Annotated in this window: 27 protein-coding genes; 6 read left to right on the forward strand and 21 right to left on the reverse strand. The window is 43.8% G+C overall.

From position 1 onward, the window contains the following. Positions 1-29: 29 nt before the first annotated feature. The 16 genes from ACHZC4_RS12025 to ACHZC4_RS12100 all read right to left on the reverse strand — a co-directional run bounded on the left by ACHZC4_RS12025 (position 30) and on the right by ACHZC4_RS12100 (position 10,704). A complete protein-coding gene (locus tag ACHZC4_RS12025) occupies positions 30-806 on the reverse strand; it encodes a pentapeptide repeat-containing protein (protein ID WP_394754100.1) in 777 nt (258 codons plus the stop codon). A gap of 53 nt (positions 807-859) precedes the next feature. Further along, on the reverse strand, positions 860-1,645 hold the full coding sequence (gene tatC, locus ACHZC4_RS12030; protein WP_394754101.1) for a twin-arginine translocase subunit TatC: 786 nt from the start codon (positions 1,643-1,645) through the stop codon (positions 860-862). Further along, entirely contained in the window at positions 1,635-1,964 is a 330-nt protein-coding gene (gene tatB, locus ACHZC4_RS12035; protein WP_394754102.1) for a Sec-independent protein translocase protein TatB, read from the reverse strand. Before tatB ends, tatC begins: the two co-directional genes overlap by 11 nt. 3 nt (positions 1,965-1,967) lie before the next feature. After that, a complete protein-coding gene (tatA, locus tag ACHZC4_RS12040; protein WP_394754103.1) occupies positions 1,968-2,177 on the reverse strand; it encodes a twin-arginine translocase TatA/TatE family subunit in 210 nt (69 codons plus the stop codon). Positions 2,178-2,288: 111 nt separating this feature from the next. Further along, complete coding sequence (locus ACHZC4_RS12045) at positions 2,289-2,603, reverse strand: phosphoribosyl-ATP diphosphatase (protein ID WP_394754104.1); 315 nt, start codon at positions 2,601-2,603, stop codon at positions 2,289-2,291. Beyond that, a complete protein-coding gene (gene hisI, locus ACHZC4_RS12050; RefSeq protein ID WP_394754105.1) occupies positions 2,596-2,994 on the reverse strand; it encodes a phosphoribosyl-AMP cyclohydrolase in 399 nt (132 codons plus the stop codon). Before hisI ends, ACHZC4_RS12045 begins: the two co-directional genes overlap by 8 nt. Further along, entirely contained in the window at positions 2,991-3,764 is a 774-nt protein-coding gene (gene hisF, locus ACHZC4_RS12055; RefSeq protein WP_394754106.1) for an imidazole glycerol phosphate synthase subunit HisF, read from the reverse strand. The genes hisI and hisF overlap by 4 nt, the downstream gene beginning before the upstream one ends. Beyond that, positions 3,761-4,498: a 1-(5-phosphoribosyl)-5-[(5-phosphoribosylamino)methylideneamino]imidazole-4-carboxamide isomerase gene (hisA, locus tag ACHZC4_RS12060; protein ID WP_394754107.1), complete on the reverse strand. Its 738-nt coding sequence runs from the start codon at positions 4,496-4,498 to the stop codon at positions 3,761-3,763. The genes hisF and hisA overlap by 4 nt, the downstream gene beginning before the upstream one ends. A gap of 27 nt (positions 4,499-4,525) precedes the next feature. Beyond that, the gene (hisH, locus tag ACHZC4_RS12065) at positions 4,526-5,167 is read right to left on the reverse strand and encodes an imidazole glycerol phosphate synthase subunit HisH (protein WP_394754108.1); all 642 of its coding nucleotides are present in this window, start codon (positions 5,165-5,167) and stop codon (positions 4,526-4,528) included. 52 nt (positions 5,168-5,219) lie between these two features. Continuing rightward, positions 5,220-5,813: an imidazoleglycerol-phosphate dehydratase HisB gene (hisB, locus tag ACHZC4_RS12070; RefSeq protein ID WP_394754109.1), complete on the reverse strand. Its 594-nt coding sequence runs from the start codon at positions 5,811-5,813 to the stop codon at positions 5,220-5,222. Positions 5,814-5,923: 110 nt separating this feature from the next. Further along, entirely contained in the window at positions 5,924-6,232 is a 309-nt protein-coding gene (locus tag ACHZC4_RS12075) for a hypothetical protein (RefSeq protein WP_394754110.1), read from the reverse strand. Between the two features lie 98 nt (positions 6,233-6,330). After that, positions 6,331-7,059, reverse strand: coding sequence for an ABC transporter ATP-binding protein (locus tag ACHZC4_RS12080; RefSeq protein ID WP_394754111.1), 729 nt, complete (start codon positions 7,057-7,059; stop codon positions 6,331-6,333). After that, positions 7,059-7,799 (reverse strand): ABC transporter permease, encoded by a 741-nt coding sequence (locus ACHZC4_RS12085; RefSeq protein WP_394754112.1) that lies wholly within the window; start codon positions 7,797-7,799, stop codon positions 7,059-7,061. Before ACHZC4_RS12085 ends, ACHZC4_RS12080 begins: the two co-directional genes overlap by 1 nt. Before the next feature lie 11 nt (positions 7,800-7,810). Then, the gene (locus ACHZC4_RS12090; protein WP_394754113.1) at positions 7,811-8,776 is read right to left on the reverse strand and encodes an ABC transporter substrate-binding protein; all 966 of its coding nucleotides are present in this window, start codon (positions 8,774-8,776) and stop codon (positions 7,811-7,813) included. A 61-nt stretch (positions 8,777-8,837) separates the two neighbouring features. Further along, positions 8,838-9,368, reverse strand: a complete 531-nt coding sequence (locus ACHZC4_RS12095; RefSeq protein ID WP_394754114.1) for a YcxB family protein — start codon at positions 9,366-9,368, stop codon at positions 8,838-8,840. A 31-nt stretch (positions 9,369-9,399) separates the two neighbouring features. Then, on the reverse strand, positions 9,400-10,704 hold the full coding sequence (locus ACHZC4_RS12100) for an NAD(P)/FAD-dependent oxidoreductase (RefSeq protein WP_394754115.1): 1,305 nt from the start codon (positions 10,702-10,704) through the stop codon (positions 9,400-9,402). A gap of 323 nt (positions 10,705-11,027) precedes the next feature. On the opposite strand from ACHZC4_RS12100, the gene pdxA reads away from it, so the two are divergent. Together pdxA and rsmA are read left to right on the forward strand one after the other, a co-directional pair. Next, positions 11,028-12,023, forward strand: a complete 996-nt coding sequence (pdxA, locus tag ACHZC4_RS12105; protein WP_394754116.1) for a 4-hydroxythreonine-4-phosphate dehydrogenase PdxA — start codon at positions 11,028-11,030, stop codon at positions 12,021-12,023. Positions 12,024-12,030: 7 nt separating this feature from the next. Further along, complete coding sequence (rsmA, locus tag ACHZC4_RS12110; protein ID WP_394754117.1) at positions 12,031-12,828, forward strand: 16S rRNA (adenine(1518)-N(6)/adenine(1519)-N(6))-dimethyltransferase RsmA; 798 nt, start codon at positions 12,031-12,033, stop codon at positions 12,826-12,828. Positions 12,829-13,056: 228 nt separating this feature from the next. Here rsmA and ACHZC4_RS12115 read toward each other — a convergent pair whose 3' ends face one another. Then, positions 13,057-13,536, reverse strand: a complete 480-nt coding sequence (locus ACHZC4_RS12115) for an arsenate reductase ArsC (protein ID WP_394754118.1) — start codon at positions 13,534-13,536, stop codon at positions 13,057-13,059. A gap of 394 nt (positions 13,537-13,930) precedes the next feature. On the opposite strand from ACHZC4_RS12115, the gene ACHZC4_RS12120 reads away from it, so the two are divergent. Together ACHZC4_RS12120 and ACHZC4_RS12125 are read left to right on the forward strand one after the other, a co-directional pair. Beyond that, positions 13,931-14,095 (forward strand): rubredoxin, encoded by a 165-nt coding sequence (locus ACHZC4_RS12120; protein ID WP_394754119.1) that lies wholly within the window; start codon positions 13,931-13,933, stop codon positions 14,093-14,095. A 32-nt stretch (positions 14,096-14,127) separates the two neighbouring features. After that, on the forward strand, positions 14,128-15,162 hold the full coding sequence (locus tag ACHZC4_RS12125; protein WP_394754120.1) for an NAD(P)/FAD-dependent oxidoreductase: 1,035 nt from the start codon (positions 14,128-14,130) through the stop codon (positions 15,160-15,162). A gap of 246 nt (positions 15,163-15,408) precedes the next feature. Here the strand turns inward: ACHZC4_RS12125 and ACHZC4_RS12130 are convergent, their stop codons facing one another. The 4 genes from ACHZC4_RS12130 to ACHZC4_RS12145 form a co-directional block, all read right to left on the reverse strand. Continuing rightward, positions 15,409-15,693, reverse strand: a complete 285-nt coding sequence (locus ACHZC4_RS12130; protein ID WP_394754121.1) for a type II toxin-antitoxin system RelE/ParE family toxin — start codon at positions 15,691-15,693, stop codon at positions 15,409-15,411. After that, positions 15,690-15,947 carry a CopG family ribbon-helix-helix protein gene (locus tag ACHZC4_RS12135; protein WP_394754122.1) on the reverse strand — a complete coding sequence of 86 codons (258 nt, stop codon included), beginning with the start codon at positions 15,945-15,947 and terminating at the stop codon, positions 15,690-15,692. Before ACHZC4_RS12135 ends, ACHZC4_RS12130 begins: the two co-directional genes overlap by 4 nt. A 131-nt stretch (positions 15,948-16,078) precedes the next feature. After that, the gene (locus tag ACHZC4_RS12140; RefSeq protein ID WP_394754123.1) at positions 16,079-17,275 is read right to left on the reverse strand and encodes a carboxypeptidase-like regulatory domain-containing protein; all 1,197 of its coding nucleotides are present in this window, start codon (positions 17,273-17,275) and stop codon (positions 16,079-16,081) included. Positions 17,276-17,429: 154 nt separating this feature from the next. After that, positions 17,430-18,536: a hypothetical protein gene (locus ACHZC4_RS12145; protein ID WP_394754124.1), complete on the reverse strand. Its 1,107-nt coding sequence runs from the start codon at positions 18,534-18,536 to the stop codon at positions 17,430-17,432. A gap of 343 nt (positions 18,537-18,879) precedes the next feature. Here ACHZC4_RS12145 and ACHZC4_RS12150 point away from each other — a divergent pair, with 343 nt between their 5' ends. Next, positions 18,880-19,140, forward strand: a complete 261-nt coding sequence (locus ACHZC4_RS12150) for an AbrB/MazE/SpoVT family DNA-binding domain-containing protein (protein WP_394754125.1) — start codon at positions 18,880-18,882, stop codon at positions 19,138-19,140. Further along, positions 19,130-19,522 (forward strand): type II toxin-antitoxin system VapC family toxin, encoded by a 393-nt coding sequence (locus ACHZC4_RS12155; RefSeq protein WP_394754126.1) that lies wholly within the window; start codon positions 19,130-19,132, stop codon positions 19,520-19,522. Before ACHZC4_RS12150 ends, ACHZC4_RS12155 begins: the two co-directional genes overlap by 11 nt. Positions 19,523-19,636: the final 114 nt, after the last annotated feature.

Raw genomic sequence — 19,636 nt, forward strand, 5'->3', positions numbered from 1 at the left:
AATAATTAACCGACTATCAAAAGGGTAGCTTATTTAAAAATGGCCTTATCAAAATCCTTTCCTGTCGCAATATTCTTAAGCATTGTTTTATCAGACATACTGCTAAAGTGAGTGCCATTTAAATCTGCACCGGTAAATTTGGTATCCACCAGTATAGTGGCTGTTAAATCAGCGCCAGATAAATCGGCATTGGTTAAATCCGCACCAGACAGGTCGACCCCAAACAAATTGGCATTTTGCAGCTGTGCGCCGGTAAGGTCTGCACGGCGCATTAAGGCGCGATCCAAATTGGCATTCTTAATATTAGCGCCCGATAAATTAACGCCATTTAAACTGACCCGCATCACGCCCATCGACTGATTTTTCATATCCACGCCCCAGTTCACTTTTTCTAAATTGGCATGACTGAGATTGGAACGATCTAAGTTGGCAATAAAGCGGCTTTCAGACAAGTTTGCATTAGTCAGATTGGCGCTGTTCATATGCACACCAAATACACTGACTTTGGACAAATTTGAATCGGCGAGATTGATATTGGTCATGACCGTTAAATCAAGATTCAATCCGGAAAGATCGCATTTACTTAAATTAGCGCGACGTAAATCCGAACCCCACAAATTGGCATTTCTAAAATCCAGGCCAGACAAATCCATTTCTGTGAGGTCTTTTCTTTTTAAATCGGCTTTGTGTGTCGCATCCGCTTTAGCGAGCCGCCGCTCTACTTCTGGTCGTTCAAGGTCGGCAGAAAATACAGGTAGCGAGCACAACAGTGTGGCCAGACTTAAACACAAAACAGAGCTTTTCATTGCATTACCTTCAAAGTAGAACGTCCTATTGCACTGATATAAACGCATAAAGATTAATCATCGTGCTCTTCAAAATATTCTAAAGCATTATCAATATCTTCGGGCTTGTTGCCTGGCGTAAACAGCCGTGAACATAATAAACCAATTTCAAATAACATCCACATGGGTATAGCCAATAAGGTTTGAGAAATGGCATCTGGTGGTGTCAACAGCATGCCAACCACGAATGCGCCAACAATCACATAAGGCCGTTTTTCAGCGAGAGATGCCCTACTCACAATACCTGTCCAAATCAGTACAATAGTAAATATGGGAACCTCAAAACACACACCAAAGGCAAAAAACAGTGTTAAGACAAAATCCAGATATTTGCCAATGTCGGTCATCACTGCAACACCCACTGGTGCGGCAGCCGTTAAAAAACCAAAAATCAACGGAAAGACCACAAAATAGGCAAACGCCACACCCAAATAAAATAGTAGGGTACTGGCGATTAATAACGGGAAAATCATCCGGCGTTCGCGTTTGTACAATCCAGGGGCAACGAATGCCCAAAACTGATACAAAATAAACGGGACACAAATAAAAATGGCTAGAACCAGTGCCAATTTAAACGGTATAAAAAACGGCGATGCCACTTCAATAGCAATCATTGTGCTATTTTTGGGCATGTGCCTTAACAACGGGCCCGCTAGGTAGGTGTAGATATCATTGGCGTAAGAAGATAATCCTAAAAACACCACCAGAACACTTAAAACAATGCGTAAAAGCCTGTCGCGCAGCTCAATCAGATGACTGATAAAAGGCTGTTCCGTTGCCTCTTCAAAATTATTTTTCATGCGGAGATTTAATCGATTGTTCTATCTGTTGCGCATGCTTTTCAAGTGTCGTTTTAAGATTATCGGTATTGGTGTTCATTTCTTCAAGCACACCTTGTAAATCTTCCAGACTGCCGGTTTTTTCTTTTAACATCTGACGGATTTCCTCAGCGTGAAACTCTTCTTTAATCTCTTCTTTTACTGAAGCGACAATATTACGAGTTTTCGCTATCCAAAACCCCAAGAGGCGGGCAACTTTCGGCAAACGCTCAGGCCCGATTACCAGTAAGGCAACCAAACCCACCATTAATAACTCCGAAGAACCTATATTCTCAATCATGGTTTATATTTTGTCTTTGTCTTTGGAATTGACTTCTCCGTCAATCACATCTTCACTGGCATCAGCTGTCGGCTCATCACCATCTTTAACCGCTTTGCGAAAGGTTTTGATGGCTCCACCCAAATCGGCGCCTATATTTTTAAGGCGTTTGGTGCCAAATACGATAATAATAATCGCCAGTATGATTAATAACTTAGTAACGCTTATGCCCATTTTATGCTCCCGTCAATCGACTAAAATCTACGCTATCCATGACTATCATGAAGTAAAAGAGTATTTTTAAACTCAACTGATTAGTATAGTACGGCTTGTACGACTATTCACTTAATTGCGCTGAGATTTCTCTTCTAGGCCAGACAATCCAAACCGACGCTGCAACTCCAGCAATACGTCTTGCGAACTTAAGCCTTGCTGCGCCAACATGACCATGCAATGAAACCACAAATCGGCGGTTTCATAAATAATTTTTTGCGGATCGCCATCTTTGGCGGCAATGACGGTTTCGGTGGCTTCCTCGCCAATTTTTTTAAGAATATGATCCAGCCCCTTATTATACAGGCTAGACACGTAAGATTTGTCGGGAGATTCGCTTTTGCGCTGTTCCAGAATTTGGTCAAGCTGCTCTAATGTATCACTCATGTTTTTTGTAAATAGCGTCAGGATTTTTTAATACGGGTTCAACCGCGTGCCATTGCTCATCTATTAACTGCCGATAAAAACAACTTTCTCGACCTGTATGACAGGCAATACCGCCTTCTTGTTCAATTTTAAGCAGCAATACATCTTCATCGCAATCCATAAATAACGCGACAACTTTTTGCCGATGGCCTGACTCTTCACCTTTGCGCCACAGTTTATTGCGTGACCTGGACCAATACACCGCATAGCCTTCCTGCACCGTTAACTGTAATGATTCAGAGTTCATCCAGGCGAACATCAGTATTTTGCCGGTTTCGGCCTGTTGTGCGATGACAGGGATTAAGCCATCTGCTGTCCAGCGTATTTCATTCAACCAGTCTGGATTACTCACAAACGCACCTCAATCCCACGAGAACGCATCTGCTGTTTAGCCTGCTCAATAGTATATTCGCCAAAATGGAAAATACTTGCCGCCAGCACTGCATCGGCTTTGCCTTCAATAACACCATCTGCTAAATGATTTAAATTACCAACCCCACCGGAGGCAATTACAGGAACTGTAACTGCTGTACTAATCGCCCGTGTTAATGGCAAATCAAAACCTTCACGTGTACCGTCCCTATCCATACTGGTAAGAAGGATTTCTCCCGCGCCGTAATCCACCATTTTTATTGCCCAGTCAATAGCATTGATACCGGTACCTTTGCGGCCACCGTGGGTAAAAGTTTCCCAACGATCAGGCTCACCTTTAACGCTGGTCTTTTTAGCGTCAATAGCGACTACAATACATTGCGAACCAAATCGCTGTGCAGCTTCGCGAACAAATTCCGGGTTAAATACAGCGGCGCTATTAATGCCGACTTTATCGGCACCGGCATTGAGCATACGGCGTATGTCGTCCAGCGTTCTGATGCCCCCGCCGACCGTTAACGGTATAAACACCTGGCTGGCGACTTGCTCCACCACATGTACCATCGTATTGCGGTTGTCGTGGGTGGCGGTAATGTCGAGGAAGGTCAGCTCATCTGCACCTTCACGGTCGTACCGCCGAGCAATTTCAACCGGATCGCCGGCATCACGGATATCAACAAACTTAACGCCTTTAACGACGCGGCCATTATCAACATCTAAACAGGGAATAATACGTTTGGCTAAACTCATTTTAGATAAGATTCTGCCAATTTCGCTGCTTCCGCAAAATCCAGCGTACCTTCATAAATAGCGCGGCCAGTAATAGCGCCCATAATGCCATCCTCAGCCACTGCACCCAAGGCAATAATATCATCAATATTAGTGATGCCACCGGAGGCAATGACAGGAATAGTAATGGCTCTTGCCAACCGCGCCGTGGCTTCCACATTAACCCCTTGCATCATGCCATCTCTGGAAATATCCGTGTAAATAATGGCTTCGACACCATCGGCCTCAAAATGTTTCGCCATGTCGATGACATCATGCTTGGACAGCTTGGACCAACCGTCAATCGCCACTTTGCCATCTTTCGCGTCCAGGCCGACAATGATGCGGCGAGGGTATTCCCTCGCCATATCGCGGACAAAATGCGGTTCATTGACGGCTTTCGTGCCAATAATCACGTATTCCACACCGGCTTCCAAATACGCCTGAATCGTGTCTTCATCGCGAATACCGCCGCCAATCTGCACCGGCACATCAGGGAAAGCCGCCACAATGGCATTAATAATGTCAGCATTTCTGGGCTTGCCAGCAAAAGCGCCATCCAGATCAACTAAATGAATTCTTTTCGCACCCTGCGCCACCCATTTACCGGCGACCGCAACCGGATCGTCGGAAAAAATCGTGTCATCTTCCATGCGGCCTTGGCGTAATCTTACGCACTTGCCGTCTTTTAAATCAATTGCGGGTATCAGTATCATAAACAGGGTGTCCTAGGCGACGAATAATCAGGCTTGACCATTCCAGTGCAAAAAGTTCTTTAATAATTGCAGGCCAACGGCCTGACTTTTTTCGGGGTGAAACTGTACGGCAAAGACATTATCTTGCGCCAAGGCACAGGCAAAATCATCGGGATATTGCGTACTTGCCGCGACTATAGACACGTCATCAGGCTTGGCATAGTAACTGTGGACAAAATAAAACCGGCTGTCCTGCGGAATATTTTCCCAAAGCGGATGCGCTTTATAATGCACCTGATTCCAGCCCATGTGCGGAATTTTTAGGGAATTGCCCGCATCGTCTGTTAATTTTTCAGCAAAATGCACGACATGGCCTGGCAGAATGTCCAGCGCAGCCGTGCCGTCATTCTCCTCATGATCCGACAGCAATGCCTGCATACCCAAACAAATGCCTAAAAACGGCTTGGTTTGGGCGACAATTTTAATCACTTCGGATAAACCGGTTCGCTCAAGTGCCTGCATACAATCGCGTATTGCCCCTACACCCGGAAAAACCACCCGATCTGCCGCCAATATGCTGGCCGCATCGGAGACAACGTGTACCTGAGTTTCGGGAGCAACAACTTGAAGCGCCTTGGCGATGGAATGGAGATTACCCATTCCGTAATCGATAACAGCAACTGAAGACATAGTGATGAATAAACTGAGAAAAAGTGAACAAGCGACCAAAGGGTATTTAGGCTTAAAGACTACCTTTGGTAGACGGTACGATACCGGCTATTCTGGGATCAGGAGTAATCGCCATGCGCAATGCACGCCCCAGGGCTTTAAAAATAGTTTCGGCAATATGATGGGCGTTTGTGCCTTTCAAGTTATCAATGTGCAAGGTGACACCGGCATGGTTAACGAAGCCTTGAAAAAATTCGCGGAACAAATCGACATCAAAGCGGCCTATCATGCCACGGGTAAATTTAACCTCGTAAAACAGACCTGGGCGACCGGAAAAATCAACTACCACGCGCGACAAGGCTTCATCCAGCGGCACATAAGCATGACCATAACGTTGCAGGCCTTTTTTATCACCGACTGCCTTGGCAAACGCTTGTCCCAAGGTAATACCGATATCTTCCACGGTGTGGTGGGCATCAATTTCCAAATCGCCATTAGCACGGACATCAATATCGATCAATCCGTGCCTGGCGATTTGATCCATCATGTGATCCAGAAACGGCACACCGGTGGCAAACGATGACTTGCCAGTGCCATCAAGATTGATGCTGACAGTGATTTGAGTTTCGAGCGTGTTGCGCTCAATCTCGGCGGTGCGTTGTTCCATGTTTATAGTAGTGACATCACAATAATTTGGCGATTTTATAGGCACACACTAACGTGCACATATTAAAACAAGTCAATGCCTGATGGGTTAGATCAGGCAAAAATAGCGGTTTAAGGGTAAATAATCTTCGGTTGGAAATTGTAAGCTGGGTATTTGGGATCGACTTCTACCTGCGCAGCCACCGTAGCTGATGATTGAGCCGCGTTTTCATCTATGTAGATGACTGTAGGTTCAAAACTAGCAGCCGGATACTTAGCATCTACTTCTGTTTTAGCAGAATTAGATTGTGCGGCAAGTTGTTCATCCATATAAACCACGCTAGGTTCAAAATTAGACGCAGGGTACTTGTCATCACCCGCAAAGGCTGCATAGGGACTCACGGAAATGATGGCTAATCCCAAGATAAATGCTTTTTTCATACTCAATTAATCTCCAAAGTTTGATAACAAGGCAAGCTTATTGAGAGTATCGAATATTTTAAGGCTTTCCGCAACCGTTTTTACTGAAAAACATGCCATCACAAAAGCTGCCTAATTTTTGGATGATCGTTTAGCAACTGTTGCCGGAAGGTTTCTACCGCCTGTTCGTTATGGCGTTCATTTCGCGGAATAGGTACATTAATTTCACTGATGATCTGCATGGGTGTCGCGGACAGGAAAATAAGCTTATCGGCAAGGGTAATGGCTTCGCGCAAATCATGGGTAACAAACAACACAGTATGCGGGCGTTTTTGCCACAGTTGTAGCAGCAATTCCCTTACCTGCCGTGCGGTAGGCGGGTCTAACGATACAAAAGGTTCATCCATCAATAAAATATCCGGATTAACCGCAAAGGCCCGGATAATCGATACCCTACGGCTCATACCCAATGACAAACGATCCGCGTAAACATGCTGGTGTTGTGCCATTTGCATGGTTTCCAGCAACGCCTCAATCGTACTAGCAGATTGCTTATCTTCTAATACCAACTCAATATTTTCCCTGACGGTGCGCCAAGGTAACAATCGTGGATTCTGAAAAATATAGCCAATCCTGGGCGATTTGTGTTGCTGCCCGACCCAAATAGCACCGTCGTAATCGTGATCTAAATCGGCAATAATATTGAGCAAGGTGGTTTTACCACACCCAGAAGCACCGACCAAACATACAAATTCACCTGAGTTCAGCGACAACTTAAAATCGGCAATCGTCGGCTCTTTGACTGTCGCAAAGGTTTTATTGTTAATAGTGACGTGAATATCGACCATCAGCGCCGCCACTGTTGCGATTTTCTATCCAGCGGCTTGAGTATGGTGAGTTCTATTAGCTGAATAACGGACACGAAAGCCACGGTATAGGCCAAAATACTGGCGACATCAAACATCTGGAAAAACAGATGCAACTGGTAGCCCATGCCATTACTGCGCCCCAGTAATTCAACCACTAAAATGATTTTCCAAATTAACGCCAGCCCAGAACGCGTCGCGCCCATCACAAATGGATGCAGTTGTGGCCAGATGACATGAATCAAGGTCTTGCGGCGACTGAAACGGTAGCAGCGCGCCATGTCCAGCAAATCTTGATCCAGTGTGCGTGTGCCTTCTCTTATCGTGACAATAACGTTGGGCAATTTATTAACCACCACCGCTAAAATCGCCGCCGACTCTACCAGACCGAACCAGACATAACATAAAATAATGGTGACCAGTGCTGGTATATTTAAAAAAATAACCAGCCAATTATCAAAAAAACTATCCAGCTTTTTATGGCGTCCCAGCATTATGCCAATGGCGCAACCTAAGCTCATGGCAATGGCAAAGCTTACGACTAACCGGAGCAAAGTTACGCCCAGATGAAACGGCAATTGCCCAGAACGGCACTCTTTCCAGAAAACAACGGCAACGGTAGCGGGTGTCGGTAGCGTATTTGACTGTAAATAGCTGGATAATCCTTGCCAAACTGCTAAAAAAATCAGCCCTGACAAGATGGGTAATAACTTATTGAACATGCACGATAAATCTAATCAGGGAACCAAAACGTACCAGCAGACAATGTTTCTGTATCACCTGTTAACTGTCCTTTACTTGTGGCGCGCAGCAAACTGTAAATACGCTCTGCCGCTTGCTGTTCTTTATCGCCCCATTGGGTAACATTGCCTACACAATAGCGCTGGCGCAGCTTGCTTTGCGTGGCCACGTTGTCAGTCTTCAACAAAGGAAGCACGGTTTGCCACACAGCATCTGAGCTACATAAGCCATCTCTGGCTTGCTTGCTGGCTTTAAAAAAACCATTAACGGCTTGTTTATGGCTATTCGCCCAACTGTCTTTAAAGACATAGCCCAGCAGCGGCACTTGCTCTTCAACTCCTAAACCTTTCAACAGATCTTTACCATCCATAATCTGACGGTAACCTTCGGCTTCCAGTCCTACCGCAAACTGCCAATAAGTCAGCACCGCATCAACACGATTTTGCTTAAGCTGTTCGTTAATTAACGGTGGCGCACCAAAGACTTTTTCTACCGATTTATCCAGATTAACGTTTTCTTTGGCTGCCAGCGCTTGCAAAAATAACCAGTTTTTATCCAGCTCGCCGCCTGCTATCCCCAAGCGTTTGCCAGCAAGATCCTTAACAGAATGAATAGCACTTTTTTCAGGGACAACTAAACCACCAGAAGTGGTTGAATAAGGATAAAAACTAAAATCAGCACCACTGGCACGCATTTTAGACACCCAAATCCAGTCAGAAACGATCATATCCACCGCACCCGACTGCAAAGCGATTTTACCTGCTTCGGCATTAGCAATAGGAGTGACATCCAATTGAAACTCAGTGGTTTTAAATGACGGGTCGGCTTGCATTACCGATAATTCCCAGCCTAGCGTCCCCGTGGTTTGAGCGCCAATGCGCAGCGTGGCTTTTTCTAGCGCAAAGCACTGCCCTGATAAAAATAAACCAAAACCGAAAACAAGACTAATAAATTTCATAAGCTGCATCACTGTGGTTACAAAACTATTTAATGAAAGAATTAGCTATTAAAATAACCGGTTACGCATAGCGGTCAATCATTTTTTCCACTTGCTTGGAAAACTCTTCCAAATCACCTGATTTAACGGTAGCCACAGGAATAACCAAAGCGGTGGTTAAATCAAGATAGATATACACATAACGCCTACCGTATTCCAATCTGACCATATCCGCCCATGCCATTTTATTATTGCCGCTGGGCGATTTTTCCAGTAAATAGTGTGGATTTTGCGGATCAATGGTGAGCGTATACATGCCAAACATCTGCTTTTTTTCTTTATGCGTGTAATGGCTTAGTATTTTACGGTGTACATCCAGCAATATAATGCGGGGAGAAAACAGGCTCCACAACACAGCAACCACCATAATGTAACCCGCTGATTTCATGTCACCGTAATAGTAATAGTAAAAACAGGCAATTAACGTCATAACCCCTGGCACAATCCAACGATTTTTCTTGATATTACTTTGATATTCGTCCGTCTGCATAAAACGCATTTGGTTAAAATGGACTAAATCTTCTTCTCTAAATTCATATTCAACTTGAAACATGGTTTTTATTTTAATTATTAAGGTTGAAAGGTTAGTGCATTTTTATTTTGGCAAAAGCACTGCGTCTAAACAGATTGGAAAGCGTCAGCATAATAGTTCTAAAATAGCCGTGAATGGCTACCTGGTGCATTTTATACAATGACAAATACACCACACGGGCAATAAAACCGCCAATGCTCACGGTACCCATCAGATTACCCATTAAATTGCCTACGGTAGTGTACTGCCCCAGCGACACTAAAGAACCGTAATCATGGTAAACAAACTCGACCAAAGGCGCATTATTTAAACGGTTAATCAGCGATCTGCTTAAAGTGGCTGCCTGCTGATGCGCGGCTTGGGCACGCGGCGGCACATTGCCCTTATGACCTTGCCAAGCACAGGCTGCACAATCGCCCATCGCAAAAACAGCATCATCACTGGTTTTTAAAGTCCGGTCGACCACTAATTGATTGATTTGATTGGTTTCCAATCCATCCAAATTCTTCAACCAATCTGCGGCTTTAATGCCAGCTGCCCATACTTTAAGATCAGCGGCAATGTAATCGCCATCTTGCGCCACGATGCCTTTTGGGGTAACTTCAACCACCCGCCGACCCAATTTAAGCTCAATACCTAATGCCTCCAGTTGTTTTTGGGTGGCTAAAGCTAGCTTGGCAGGTAATGCCGGTAACAGTTGCGGCGCGGCCTCAATAATACATAGCTTAACGTCATTGGGTTCTTTTAAGCCGTAGGTTGCCAACACGCTGGTGACTTCATGCAATTGCGCGGACAATTCAACGCCCGTTGCCCCAGCACCGATGATGGCAATAGACAGCGGCTTAACCAGTATGCCTTCATTGCCGATATAATTTTTGATGTAAGTTTCCAACATTTGCTTCTGAAACTTAAAAGCCTGTGTAGTGGTATCTAAAAACAAACAATGCTCTGCAACACCGGTGACATTAAAACTATTACTGACACTGCCAACCGCTAATACCAACGTATCGTAACGGATTGTCCGTTTGGGGATAATCTGCTCACCTTCGCTATTTAAGGTAGCACCGACGTAAATTTCTTTGTTGCGCCGATTCAAGCCTTCCATTTTGCCTAATCGAAAACCAAAATGATTACGATAACCTTGCGCCAAATAATCAACCTGCTCGGATTCATCTAACGTACCGGCAGCAACCTCATGCAGCAAGGGCTTCCAGATATGCGTTGCGGTTGCATCCAGCAACGTAATATCGGCCAAACCTTTTTTACCTAATTTTTTACCCAGGCTGGTAGCAAGCTCCAATCCCGCTGCGCCACCTCCTACAATCACGATTTTATGTTTTTGATGGCTATCCGGCATCGCTCCCCCTATTTTTAAAATAATGTATCGTCAACAGGTTACTTTCCAATGGTTGTATAGTAGACGTCATTCCATTTTCTGAGCCATTATATCGAATCAACTTGGGCTTGGCTGAATTAGCTGTGGATGAAGATTAATTAATTACCGAGATAAGAAGCCAATGACTATAAAAGATGACGTGAATCTCACTCACGACAGTGCCTGAACAAGCTTATACCTAGCATCGTCCTACCTTAAGAATTTATTGGGGCGCGTTGAGTGCATTTTAATTTTAATCAACTTCATTAAATATAAGGTAAAATTAATATTTTTAGTTTCAAACTATGCCTGCAAGCAATTCCTCTATCAAACGCATTGCTTTAACCCCTGGCGAACCGGCCGGTATCGGCCCCGATTTGTGTATTCAGTTAGCTCAGCAGGCGTTGCCTTGTGAACTGATTGTTATCGGCAGTCCGGAATTATTGGCGCAACGTGCGCAGCAGCTGGGCTTAGCTGTGCAAATCAACACCTTTAACAATCAGTCAGCGCGAAAATGCCAAACAGCGGGGCATTTAACCGTTATGCCGGTTACTTTGGCAGCGCCTGTACACTGTGGCCAGTTAAATCCCGCCAATAGCCATTACGTGTTACAAACCATTACCAAAGCCACTCAGGGCTGTCTTGACAATACCTTTGATGCCATGGTCACTGCACCGGTTCATAAAGCGGTTATTAATGATGCCGGCTTTGTGTTCAGTGGCCATACTGAATTTATTGCGGATATTGCCGGTGGCAATCCGGTGATGATGCTGGAAACACCCGGTTTGCGAGTGGCTTTGGTCACCATTCATTTGCCCTTGGCACAGGTTCCACAAGCGATTACAGATTTACGTTTACGCACGGTAATTGATGTACTACACCACGATTTGCAAACTCGGTTTAATATCGCCAATCCCGCAATACTGGTATGCGGACTTAATCCTCATGCCGGTGAAGGCGGCCATTTAGGACGGGAAGAAATGGATATTATTGAACCGGTATTAAATGATTTTCGAGGACAAGGCATGGACCTACAAGGCCCCTTACCTGCCGATACCTTATTTACCCCGCATTATTTGCAAGCTGCCGATGCGGTATTAGCCATGTATCATGACCAGGGTTTGCCGGTGCTTAAGCACATGGGTTTTGGCCAAGCGGTAAACATTACCTTAGGGTTACCGATTATTCGCACCTCGGTGGATCACGGTACGGCATTAACACTGGCAGGTACCGGTAAAGCGAATCTTGGAAGCTTACAATATGCCTTACACACCGCCTTAATGATGGCATCCCCTACTTGATAAAAATATGAAACATACCCCGCGTAAACGCTTTGGTCAAAATTTTCTCCATGACCACGCCATTATCTACAATATTATCGCTAGTTTAGAAGCCAAGGCATCCGAACATTGGGTTGAAATAGGCCCCGGCCAAGGTGTATTAACCACACCTTTGCTACAGCAGGTTAAACAGCTTGATATTGTAGAACTGGATCGGGACTTGGTAACATTACTGAGGGAAAAATATAAAGATCACCCTAAGCTGCATATACACAGCGCAGATGCCTTACGTTTTGATTTTTCTGCGCTGGCTGCACCAAATGAAAAACTACGTATTGTTGGCAATCTTCCGTATAACATTTCCACGCCGTTAATGTTTCATTTGTTAAATAATGCCAGCTGTATAGAAGACATGCACTTTATGCTGCAAAAAGAAGTGGTTGATCGCATTTGTGCAGGGCCAGGCAGTAAAAAATACGGCCGATTAAGCGTGATGATGCAGTATTACTGCACGGCTGAAAGCTTATTTGATGTGCCGCCGGAAAGCTTTGACCCTGCGCCGCAAGTGACGTCAGCCATTATCCGGTTAATTCCGCACCAAGTCCCGCCTATTCATGTTGATGATGTGGCGATATTGAATAAAGTGGTTACCCAGGCTTTCTCGCAGCGGCGAAAAACCTTGCGTAATTCCTTAAAAAAGATGATTCCGGAAGCTGCCATTATTGCGCTAAATATTGATGCAAGTTTAAGGGCCGAGGAGATTTCCTTGGCAGATTTTGCAAAATTAAGCATTATTTACCCACAACATGTAACTATTAATGACTAATTATGCGCTGAATTAACAGAAAACCGGCTCTGCGACAATATGCCACATTCCATTTTTTTATTTTATGGTTACACTATAGTTAACTCTTGAGATGCAAATTCCTTAGCAGGAACTAGAGTTTATATCCTTCTTTTAATGCGACTTAATAAAGTCGCATTTTTTTTGCCTGCCGATAACACAATGGCCTGCCTCGCTAGGCCACTTTAAAAACTAGCCAGTGCATTGCTATTATTCTGATTGGCTACCAATTTTGCTCAGCGCCTCAACAATTTCCACCTGAGTCATATCTTCTAAAGGTAGTTCCAGCATTTTAGAAATTCTTACATGCAGCGCATCGTAAGTGGCTTGAAAAGCTTTAGTGATGTCGTCTTCGCTACCGCTAACGTGCGCAGGATCAGGTAAACCCCAATAAGCTCTAATAGTGCCATCCAGATAAGCCGGGCAACTTTCAGCAGCGGCGCGATCACAAACGGTAATGACAATATCAATCCCTTTGCCGTCAAACTCATCCCATGATTTGCTGCTAAGCCCATCTATTGGAATACCATTGCGTTGCAAAGTGGCTAATGCGTTGGGATTAACTGTTCCGGTGGGGTGACTGCCCGCTGAATAAGCATGTAAACGGTTGCTACCTAAATGATTTATCAGTGCCTCAGCTAAAATACTTCTGCAAGAATTTCCCGTACACAAAATCAGAACGTCTAACATTATCAGTCTCTGTAATAGTAATAGATGAGCCATAGCGAGTGCAAAAAGCACGTCTCGAGTCGCTAAGAAGGAATATTTAAACCCAACTTGCAATGGCTTTAAAGGGTTTATCTATGGCTAGCCTTAGTTGATTAGCTTTCCATTGTAAGGTGTTTTTTATAACAAGCAAGCGATTGTTCACTGAATATGCCAGCCCATCAGTAAATTATTACCTGGCTTTTTGGGGTAATAAGTTTTTATTTTCGCCGCATTGCCTCTTTGTTAATAAAAACGCTATTTACGATTCTAAACACCGACGTATAAAACACTATCGCTAATTGCTATAAAACTGATAAAGTCAGCGATGTCCTACAGGCTAGGACTAATTTAATAATTAAAAAAAGTGAGGTGATAAATGGCTAAATATCAATGTGACGTTTGTGGGCATATTTATGATGAAGCAGAAGGCGATCCAGATTCTGATATCGCGCCGGGTACACTATGGGCGGATATTCCCGATGATTGGCGCTGCCCCGAATGTGGCGTGGAAAAAACTGACTATCAACTCTTAGTCGACTAATGGCGTCTGTTTAATTTTTACAGGAGAGCAGTATGCACATTGTTATTATTGGCTCAGGCATTGCCGGTGTTAGTTTCGCCGAAAAATGTCGGGCGTTATCTGCCGACGCACAAGATCTTTGCGGGGCAACCGAGATCACTTTAGTAACGTATGAGCATGATGGTTATTACTCACGGCCACTGCTCTCCCGTGGTTTTACCAAAACGGATATTGAGAGCAGCATTATTTTAAAAAACTTCGATAAAATCCGCGATAATGGCATTAATGTCATCAGTGGCGCTGAAGTCCTAGCGATTGATCGACACGCTAAGTTATTAACACTCAACAGTGTTTCTCAAGAAAAATCGCTAAGCTACGATAAACTCATATTGGCTCAAGGTTCGGAAGCGTTTATCCCACCGCCTTTTAAGGCCTTTGCAGGCCTGTTTTTTTGCTTGAACAGCTTAAGTGATTTAAAAGCGATGCGGGCATTTCGGCAAAAAATGCTGAACCAAAATCATAAACCACATTGGGCCGTTATTGGTGGTGGCTTAATTGGCTGTGAAGTGGCTTCCGATCTTGCCGTTTCCGGCGATAAAGTCACCGTGTTCCATGCTATGGATCGCTTGATGGAACGCCAACTGGCTAGTGAAGACTCTGGTTTATTGATGAATGTCTTGCAAAATTCGGGAGTTACCGTATTGCTAAATCAAAACGTTAGGTCTTTTGCTAAATGTAATGAAAAAGTTAGCGTACAAACAGATCGCAGTACTGAATTTGATGGCGTAATTGTCGCTTGTGGTTTTAAACCCCGCACGGAATTGGCTCAAAAAGCGGGTCTTAATGTCACACGCGGTATTAAGGTTAATTGGTTTTTGCAAACTAATGACGATGCTATTTATGCGCTGGGCGATGTAGCAGAGTTACCGAGCGGTAAGTTGTATGCTTATATTTTACCGATACGCAACCAAGCCAATTGGTTAGCCAGTTTTATGATGGGATTAGAGCAAGCACCGTGGACTGCACCGACGTTTAGTAGCAAAGCCAAAGTACATGGCTTTGAGGCTGTACATCCTTATACGGTATAAAAGGTTTTTACAGAAAAAAGTGTATTAACGTAACTGGCCGTCTTAGCCCAAGTTCTTTGCAAACAAGCAGTCCATAGCCATCTTCGGGACGCGTCGGCTGAATACGCTGGTTAACTTCAACTCTTAAGCTGGCAACCAGGCGTAATACCCAATTGTTTGCCGATATCGATAGGAATAAATGACTTGGCCTTGTTCGGAAACGGTAACAGTGCGCATGGTGACTCCTCAATGCAACAAATAAATAAATTAAAGAATGTCAGGCCATTTCCTGGCGCCATGAAAAACCGCCAAAATTTGAATCCGGTCATCTTTCACACGATAAGGGAGGATGTACTGGGTTCCTGTCACCACCAGCTCCCGCGTACCATCGATGTGACCGGCTCGGCCTATGAGTGGATTGTCTTGAAGCACAGCAGCGCGTTCTTTAATTTTACCCAGCAGGATACGGGCGGCTTTCGGATTTTCTTCGGCGATGTATTTAAAAATATTGCGTAAATCTTGGCGGGCGGGTTCAGTCCAGACTATTTTCACGCGCGGCTTTTGCCTTTGCTGTCGATCAAATCATCCATTTCACGCATCACATCCTCATGGGCGATTAATTCGCCACGGTCAGCGGCGGCAATACCTTGAGTAATCTTCTCAATTTGCCAAGCATGAGTTTCAAGATATTCCTTAAGCGCCAAATTAACTAAATAATTACGCGACCTGTCCAATGAATCGGCCAAAAAGTCGATTTTATGCACAATGTCTGATTCTGCCCTAACGGTAAATGCTTCAGTAGCCATGATTGCCAGTCCTATTTATTGTAGTTCACTTGTAATCATATACCCTACTTCAAATATCCGCCACCAAAGCCCATGCTACGGAAACATAACAAGCGCCCAACATTGTATCAGGCGCTTGTTATCAGCTTGGGTTAATTTCTATGGTGGTGTCTAAGTTTAGCCGCTCTTCTTTCTGGCATTATGGTTAACGCTGTATTGTTAGGCAACTTTTCAAGGGAAAACCCATATTCACCTTTAATGTTAAAGTTAGGGTTACGCTTTACCCCGCCTACGTACGTGTTTACATAGAAATACGCATTATCACGCACACCCGCAGGCACATTAAATTCAAAATTCAAGGTTTTTGTATTACCCAGTTTTGGCAATAAAATATCGTAATCCTGCTGGAGTTGAAATTGTGTACTTTGGCCTAAGATGTTAACACCGTAGCCATTTACAACGCTCCACACCATGGCATCCAGTGCTTTTGCTTTGCCATTTGTGACAGTTACGCTGAATTTACATTTGCCGCCTGTGCCGGGAATGTTATTACACCCTTTAACCGAAACACGTGCAGGGTATGATTTTAGCGGCACATCCACTTGTTTATTCTGATTCTTTGCTACAAAAAATTGCGGCGTTTCTCCAGCTTCATACTGATCGCTATAGCCAATAATTTTGTAATTACCTACCGCTAAGGATGTAAGGTCATCCTCTTGAGTAAATGTAACAATACCTTGGCTGTTAGGAACCTGACTAGCTACCGGGTTCAGATCACTACACGTACTATCGTAACAACGATAAAGAAATGCAATTGCATTGTTGGCAATTGGCTGGCCGGTTATCGCATCAATAACGTTACCGGTAATAGAGCCAATAGCGTTTGTTGGTGTTATCGTCAGGGTATAATTTTGCGATCCACTCGCCCATGTATATACAATGAACTTGCCATTCTGGGGTACAGTCAATATTAATGGACTGGAACCTGTATACTTAATAGATTGATTACAGCTTTCATCAAACACATATAAATAGGGATTTAGAGTGGTTGGATCGGCAGATTTCACGTCGATTTTGACTAATGCGCCAGACGTTCCTTCAAACTTAAAGTAGTCCTCTTCAGTACCCACACCTGGAATTGGAGTTATTTGCCCTGATAATGAAAACGGCAAGCTTGCGCCCGTAAAATCCTGTGCAGTTTGGCAGGTATCGTTAGGCTCTACTTCTGTGCTGGCTTGCACTGAGATTGGCGTTATCAGCCACATTAGGGACAATAAAAATAATAAAGCAAATAAACGCTTAAGCCCTTCGGCAAAAAGATGGGGTAAATAATGGGCTTGGTGTTTCATTTTTTTCTCCATATTAAAATAATTGCGACATACCTTTAAGGCTGGTAGCCGTGGGATGGGATTTGTGCTTTAGCCTAGGTTGTACAACCCAATATTTAGGTATTAAATGTTGGGTTGTACAGTAATACGGCTAATTCAACTTAGGCCACTTAAATTAATCATCATATTTAAGAGTTCTGGGATCGGTCTCTCCAAAAGTTAAATACCACGGATTTAGTAAAGCTCCACCTTTAGCGGTATTACGCACAAATACCTGACATTTTTTGGTTTTTACGTTGCAGCGACGAACTTCTCCTGTGAACGGTGGAGTTGGGGTATTCTGGATAGAAACGAAGAGATCACCATTAGGCCCGAAAACGATTGCCTGTGAAAAAGCGCGTGTCTGACCAACAGCATAAAGATCAATCTGATCAATACATTTCTTTGTTGTTCTGTCGTAAATCAGTATCTTGTCATTATCCTGGGGATACGCTTGAAAACTGGTAATATAAAGTTTGTTATCAGGACCGAACACCAAACCTTCCGGGCGGTGCAAATGTTTAGAGCAATCATTAGCGGTTGGTTGGTATGATGTGAACACATCTTTAAATTTTCCGGTTAACGGATTAAAACGTAGCACGTAACCTGGCAACGGACTTGCAAGACCTCCAAAACCTCTCACAGACACATAAAGTAGACCATCAGGGCCAATAACAACCCCTCGCGGATAAAATTTATCGGTAAAGCCTGTGGTATCCAAATTGCGGATAAATTGCCCAGTCTTAAAGTTGTATTCTTTTACACTGCCTTCTGTTGTAGGATCAAAGCTTGATCCGAATAAATCCGCAACAAATAATTTTTCTCCCGATCCTTTAATGATACCACGAGGTGTAAAAGGCGAATTTGGATCGCAGGGACGACCAAGCGCATCTTGACAAGGAACCAAAGCGCCTGTGAAAATACCACTATTTCGGTTGAATTTCAGCACCTCGCCGTTGTACGGTTGATTCACGTTTTGGTTGGCCACGATGAGCTCATGGTCTGTGCTGAGTAATCCCATCGGCCCGAGCAGTCCATTACTTTTCGACGTAACAATAGCGCCAAGATACCTGCCTGTCTTAGCATCAAATCTCTTAACCGTATCATCCCCACCGTCTCCGACATATAGAATGCTGCCTTTATCAGCATTAGCTGCACTGCTAAAGCCAAGCCCTATTGCAACTGAGACCAAAGCAATACCAACCCCCAAGCCTAAACTTCCTAATTTCATTATATTTTTCATGATATACCACCCTATTATTTTTGTTATCGAAACTACCTGTTTAACAAATCAAGCCGAAAGAGAATAATTCAGCTAAAAAACTTAATTATCAGCATTTTATGATCGACTGTAGCCTTATCCTCATCAACCAAAAGATTATAAGCACAAAACTGTGTCAGCAATACCCTCCTTAGGGAGGGTAGTTGAGCGCTTTTGCTTACTTTTTTTAAAAAATAGAGTATGAAGATGACTAAAAACCACAAACCGAACTGGAATTTGTGTATTTTTGCGCCATTTATTGCACTTTTATCTATAAATACTATAAAATGTCATTTTATTAAAAATAACCTATATTGGTCATATTATGAATGAGATAATAGAAACTGCCACACGTATCGCGACTGGGGGGCGGATCGTCATACCTGTTGAATACCGGCGAGTATTAGGCCTACAAGAAGGCGATGAAGTTATTTTAAGTTTGCAAGAAGGCGAGATGCACTTAACAACCCGACGCCATCAATTGCGTAAGGCGCAAGCCATTGTGGCGCAGTATGCAACAGAGGACCCCTCAATCTGGTCAGAGGAATTAATTACCGAACGTCGGAACGAATCTGATGGTGAGTGAATACGTATTGGATGCCTCAGCCATATTAAGCTATCTCAGACGCGAGCTAGGCTGGGAGAAAGTTGAGTTAATACTGCAAGCTGAAAAACACTGTATCAGTAGTGTCAATTACGCTGAGGTAGTGGGTAAACTCGCTGATAAAAACTTACCTCAAGAAGCAATTTACGCGACACTCGATTGCCTAAAATTGAATATTGTTGACTTTAGCACTGCACAAGCCTTGGCATGTGGTTTATTAAAACCCAGTACCAAATCCATAGGATTATCGTTAGGTGACCTTGCTTGCCTTGCTTTAGCAAAAGAGCGTGCCGGACATGTACTCACCACCGACCGTATCTGGTCGCAGCTTGATATTGGGATTATGATTAGCTTAGTGCGTTAAAAACCAACAACAATTTGAATTTCACCTACGGGACACTGAATCACCTTGCGGCCTTCAAAAATATGAACTATTTCACCCTATTTATGTGAAATAGTTCACAGACAATCTATTTAA

The sequence above is a fragment of the Crenothrix sp. genome (assembly GCF_043729335.1).
Taxonomy (GTDB): domain Bacteria; phylum Pseudomonadota; class Gammaproteobacteria; order Methylococcales; family Methylomonadaceae; genus Crenothrix.

Bases quoted from the DNA above. Each gene is read 5' to 3' on its own strand.
- hisA (WP_394754107.1), bottom strand. From the start codon at position 4,498: ATGATACTGATACCCGCAATTGATTTAAAAGACGGCAAGTGCGTAAGA.
- ACHZC4_RS12090 (WP_394754113.1), bottom strand. From the start codon at position 8,776: ATGAAATTTATTAGTCTTGTTTTCGGTTTTGGTTTATTTTTATCAGGG.
- ACHZC4_RS12115 (WP_394754118.1), bottom strand. From the start codon at position 13,536: ATGTTAGACGTTCTGATTTTGTGTACGGGAAATTCTTGCAGAAGTATT.
- hisF (WP_394754106.1), bottom strand. From the start codon at position 3,764: ATGAGTTTAGCCAAACGTATTATTCCCTGTTTAGATGTTGATAATGGC.
- ACHZC4_RS12125 (WP_394754120.1), top strand. From the start codon at position 14,128: ATGCACATTGTTATTATTGGCTCAGGCATTGCCGGTGTTAGTTTCGCC.
- rsmA (WP_394754117.1), top strand. From the start codon at position 12,031: ATGAAACATACCCCGCGTAAACGCTTTGGTCAAAATTTTCTCCATGAC.
- ACHZC4_RS12025 (WP_394754100.1), bottom strand. From the start codon at position 806: ATGAAAAGCTCTGTTTTGTGTTTAAGTCTGGCCACACTGTTGTGCTCG.
- ACHZC4_RS12145 (WP_394754124.1), bottom strand. From the start codon at position 18,536: ATGAAAAATATAATGAAATTAGGAAGTTTAGGCTTGGGGGTTGGTATT.
- ACHZC4_RS12045 (WP_394754104.1), bottom strand. From the start codon at position 2,603: ATGAGTGATACATTAGAGCAGCTTGACCAAATTCTGGAACAGCGCAAA.
- hisB (WP_394754109.1), bottom strand. From the start codon at position 5,813: ATGGAACAACGCACCGCCGAGATTGAGCGCAACACGCTCGAAACTCAA.
- ACHZC4_RS12120 (WP_394754119.1), top strand. From the start codon at position 13,931: ATGGCTAAATATCAATGTGACGTTTGTGGGCATATTTATGATGAAGCA.
- ACHZC4_RS12100 (WP_394754115.1), bottom strand. From the start codon at position 10,704: ATGCCGGATAGCCATCAAAAACATAAAATCGTGATTGTAGGAGGTGGC.
- ACHZC4_RS12155 (WP_394754126.1), top strand. From the start codon at position 19,130: ATGGTGAGTGAATACGTATTGGATGCCTCAGCCATATTAAGCTATCTC.
- ACHZC4_RS12075 (WP_394754110.1), bottom strand. From the start codon at position 6,232: ATGAAAAAAGCATTTATCTTGGGATTAGCCATCATTTCCGTGAGTCCC.
- tatC (WP_394754101.1), bottom strand. From the start codon at position 1,645: ATGAAAAATAATTTTGAAGAGGCAACGGAACAGCCTTTTATCAGTCAT.
- tatA (WP_394754103.1), bottom strand. From the start codon at position 2,177: ATGGGCATAAGCGTTACTAAGTTATTAATCATACTGGCGATTATTATT.
- ACHZC4_RS12085 (WP_394754112.1), bottom strand. From the start codon at position 7,799: ATGTTCAATAAGTTATTACCCATCTTGTCAGGGCTGATTTTTTTAGCA.
- hisH (WP_394754108.1), bottom strand. From the start codon at position 5,167: ATGTCTTCAGTTGCTGTTATCGATTACGGAATGGGTAATCTCCATTCC.
- tatB (WP_394754102.1), bottom strand. From the start codon at position 1,964: ATGATTGAGAATATAGGTTCTTCGGAGTTATTAATGGTGGGTTTGGTT.
- pdxA (WP_394754116.1), top strand. From the start codon at position 11,028: ATGCCTGCAAGCAATTCCTCTATCAAACGCATTGCTTTAACCCCTGGC.
- ACHZC4_RS12080 (WP_394754111.1), bottom strand. From the start codon at position 7,059: ATGGTCGATATTCACGTCACTATTAACAATAAAACCTTTGCGACAGTC.
- ACHZC4_RS12135 (WP_394754122.1), bottom strand. From the start codon at position 15,947: ATGGCTACTGAAGCATTTACCGTTAGGGCAGAATCAGACATTGTGCAT.
- ACHZC4_RS12150 (WP_394754125.1), top strand. From the start codon at position 18,880: ATGAATGAGATAATAGAAACTGCCACACGTATCGCGACTGGGGGGCGG.
- ACHZC4_RS12095 (WP_394754114.1), bottom strand. From the start codon at position 9,368: ATGTTTCAAGTTGAATATGAATTTAGAGAAGAAGATTTAGTCCATTTT.
- ACHZC4_RS12140 (WP_394754123.1), bottom strand. From the start codon at position 17,275: ATGAAACACCAAGCCCATTATTTACCCCATCTTTTTGCCGAAGGGCTT.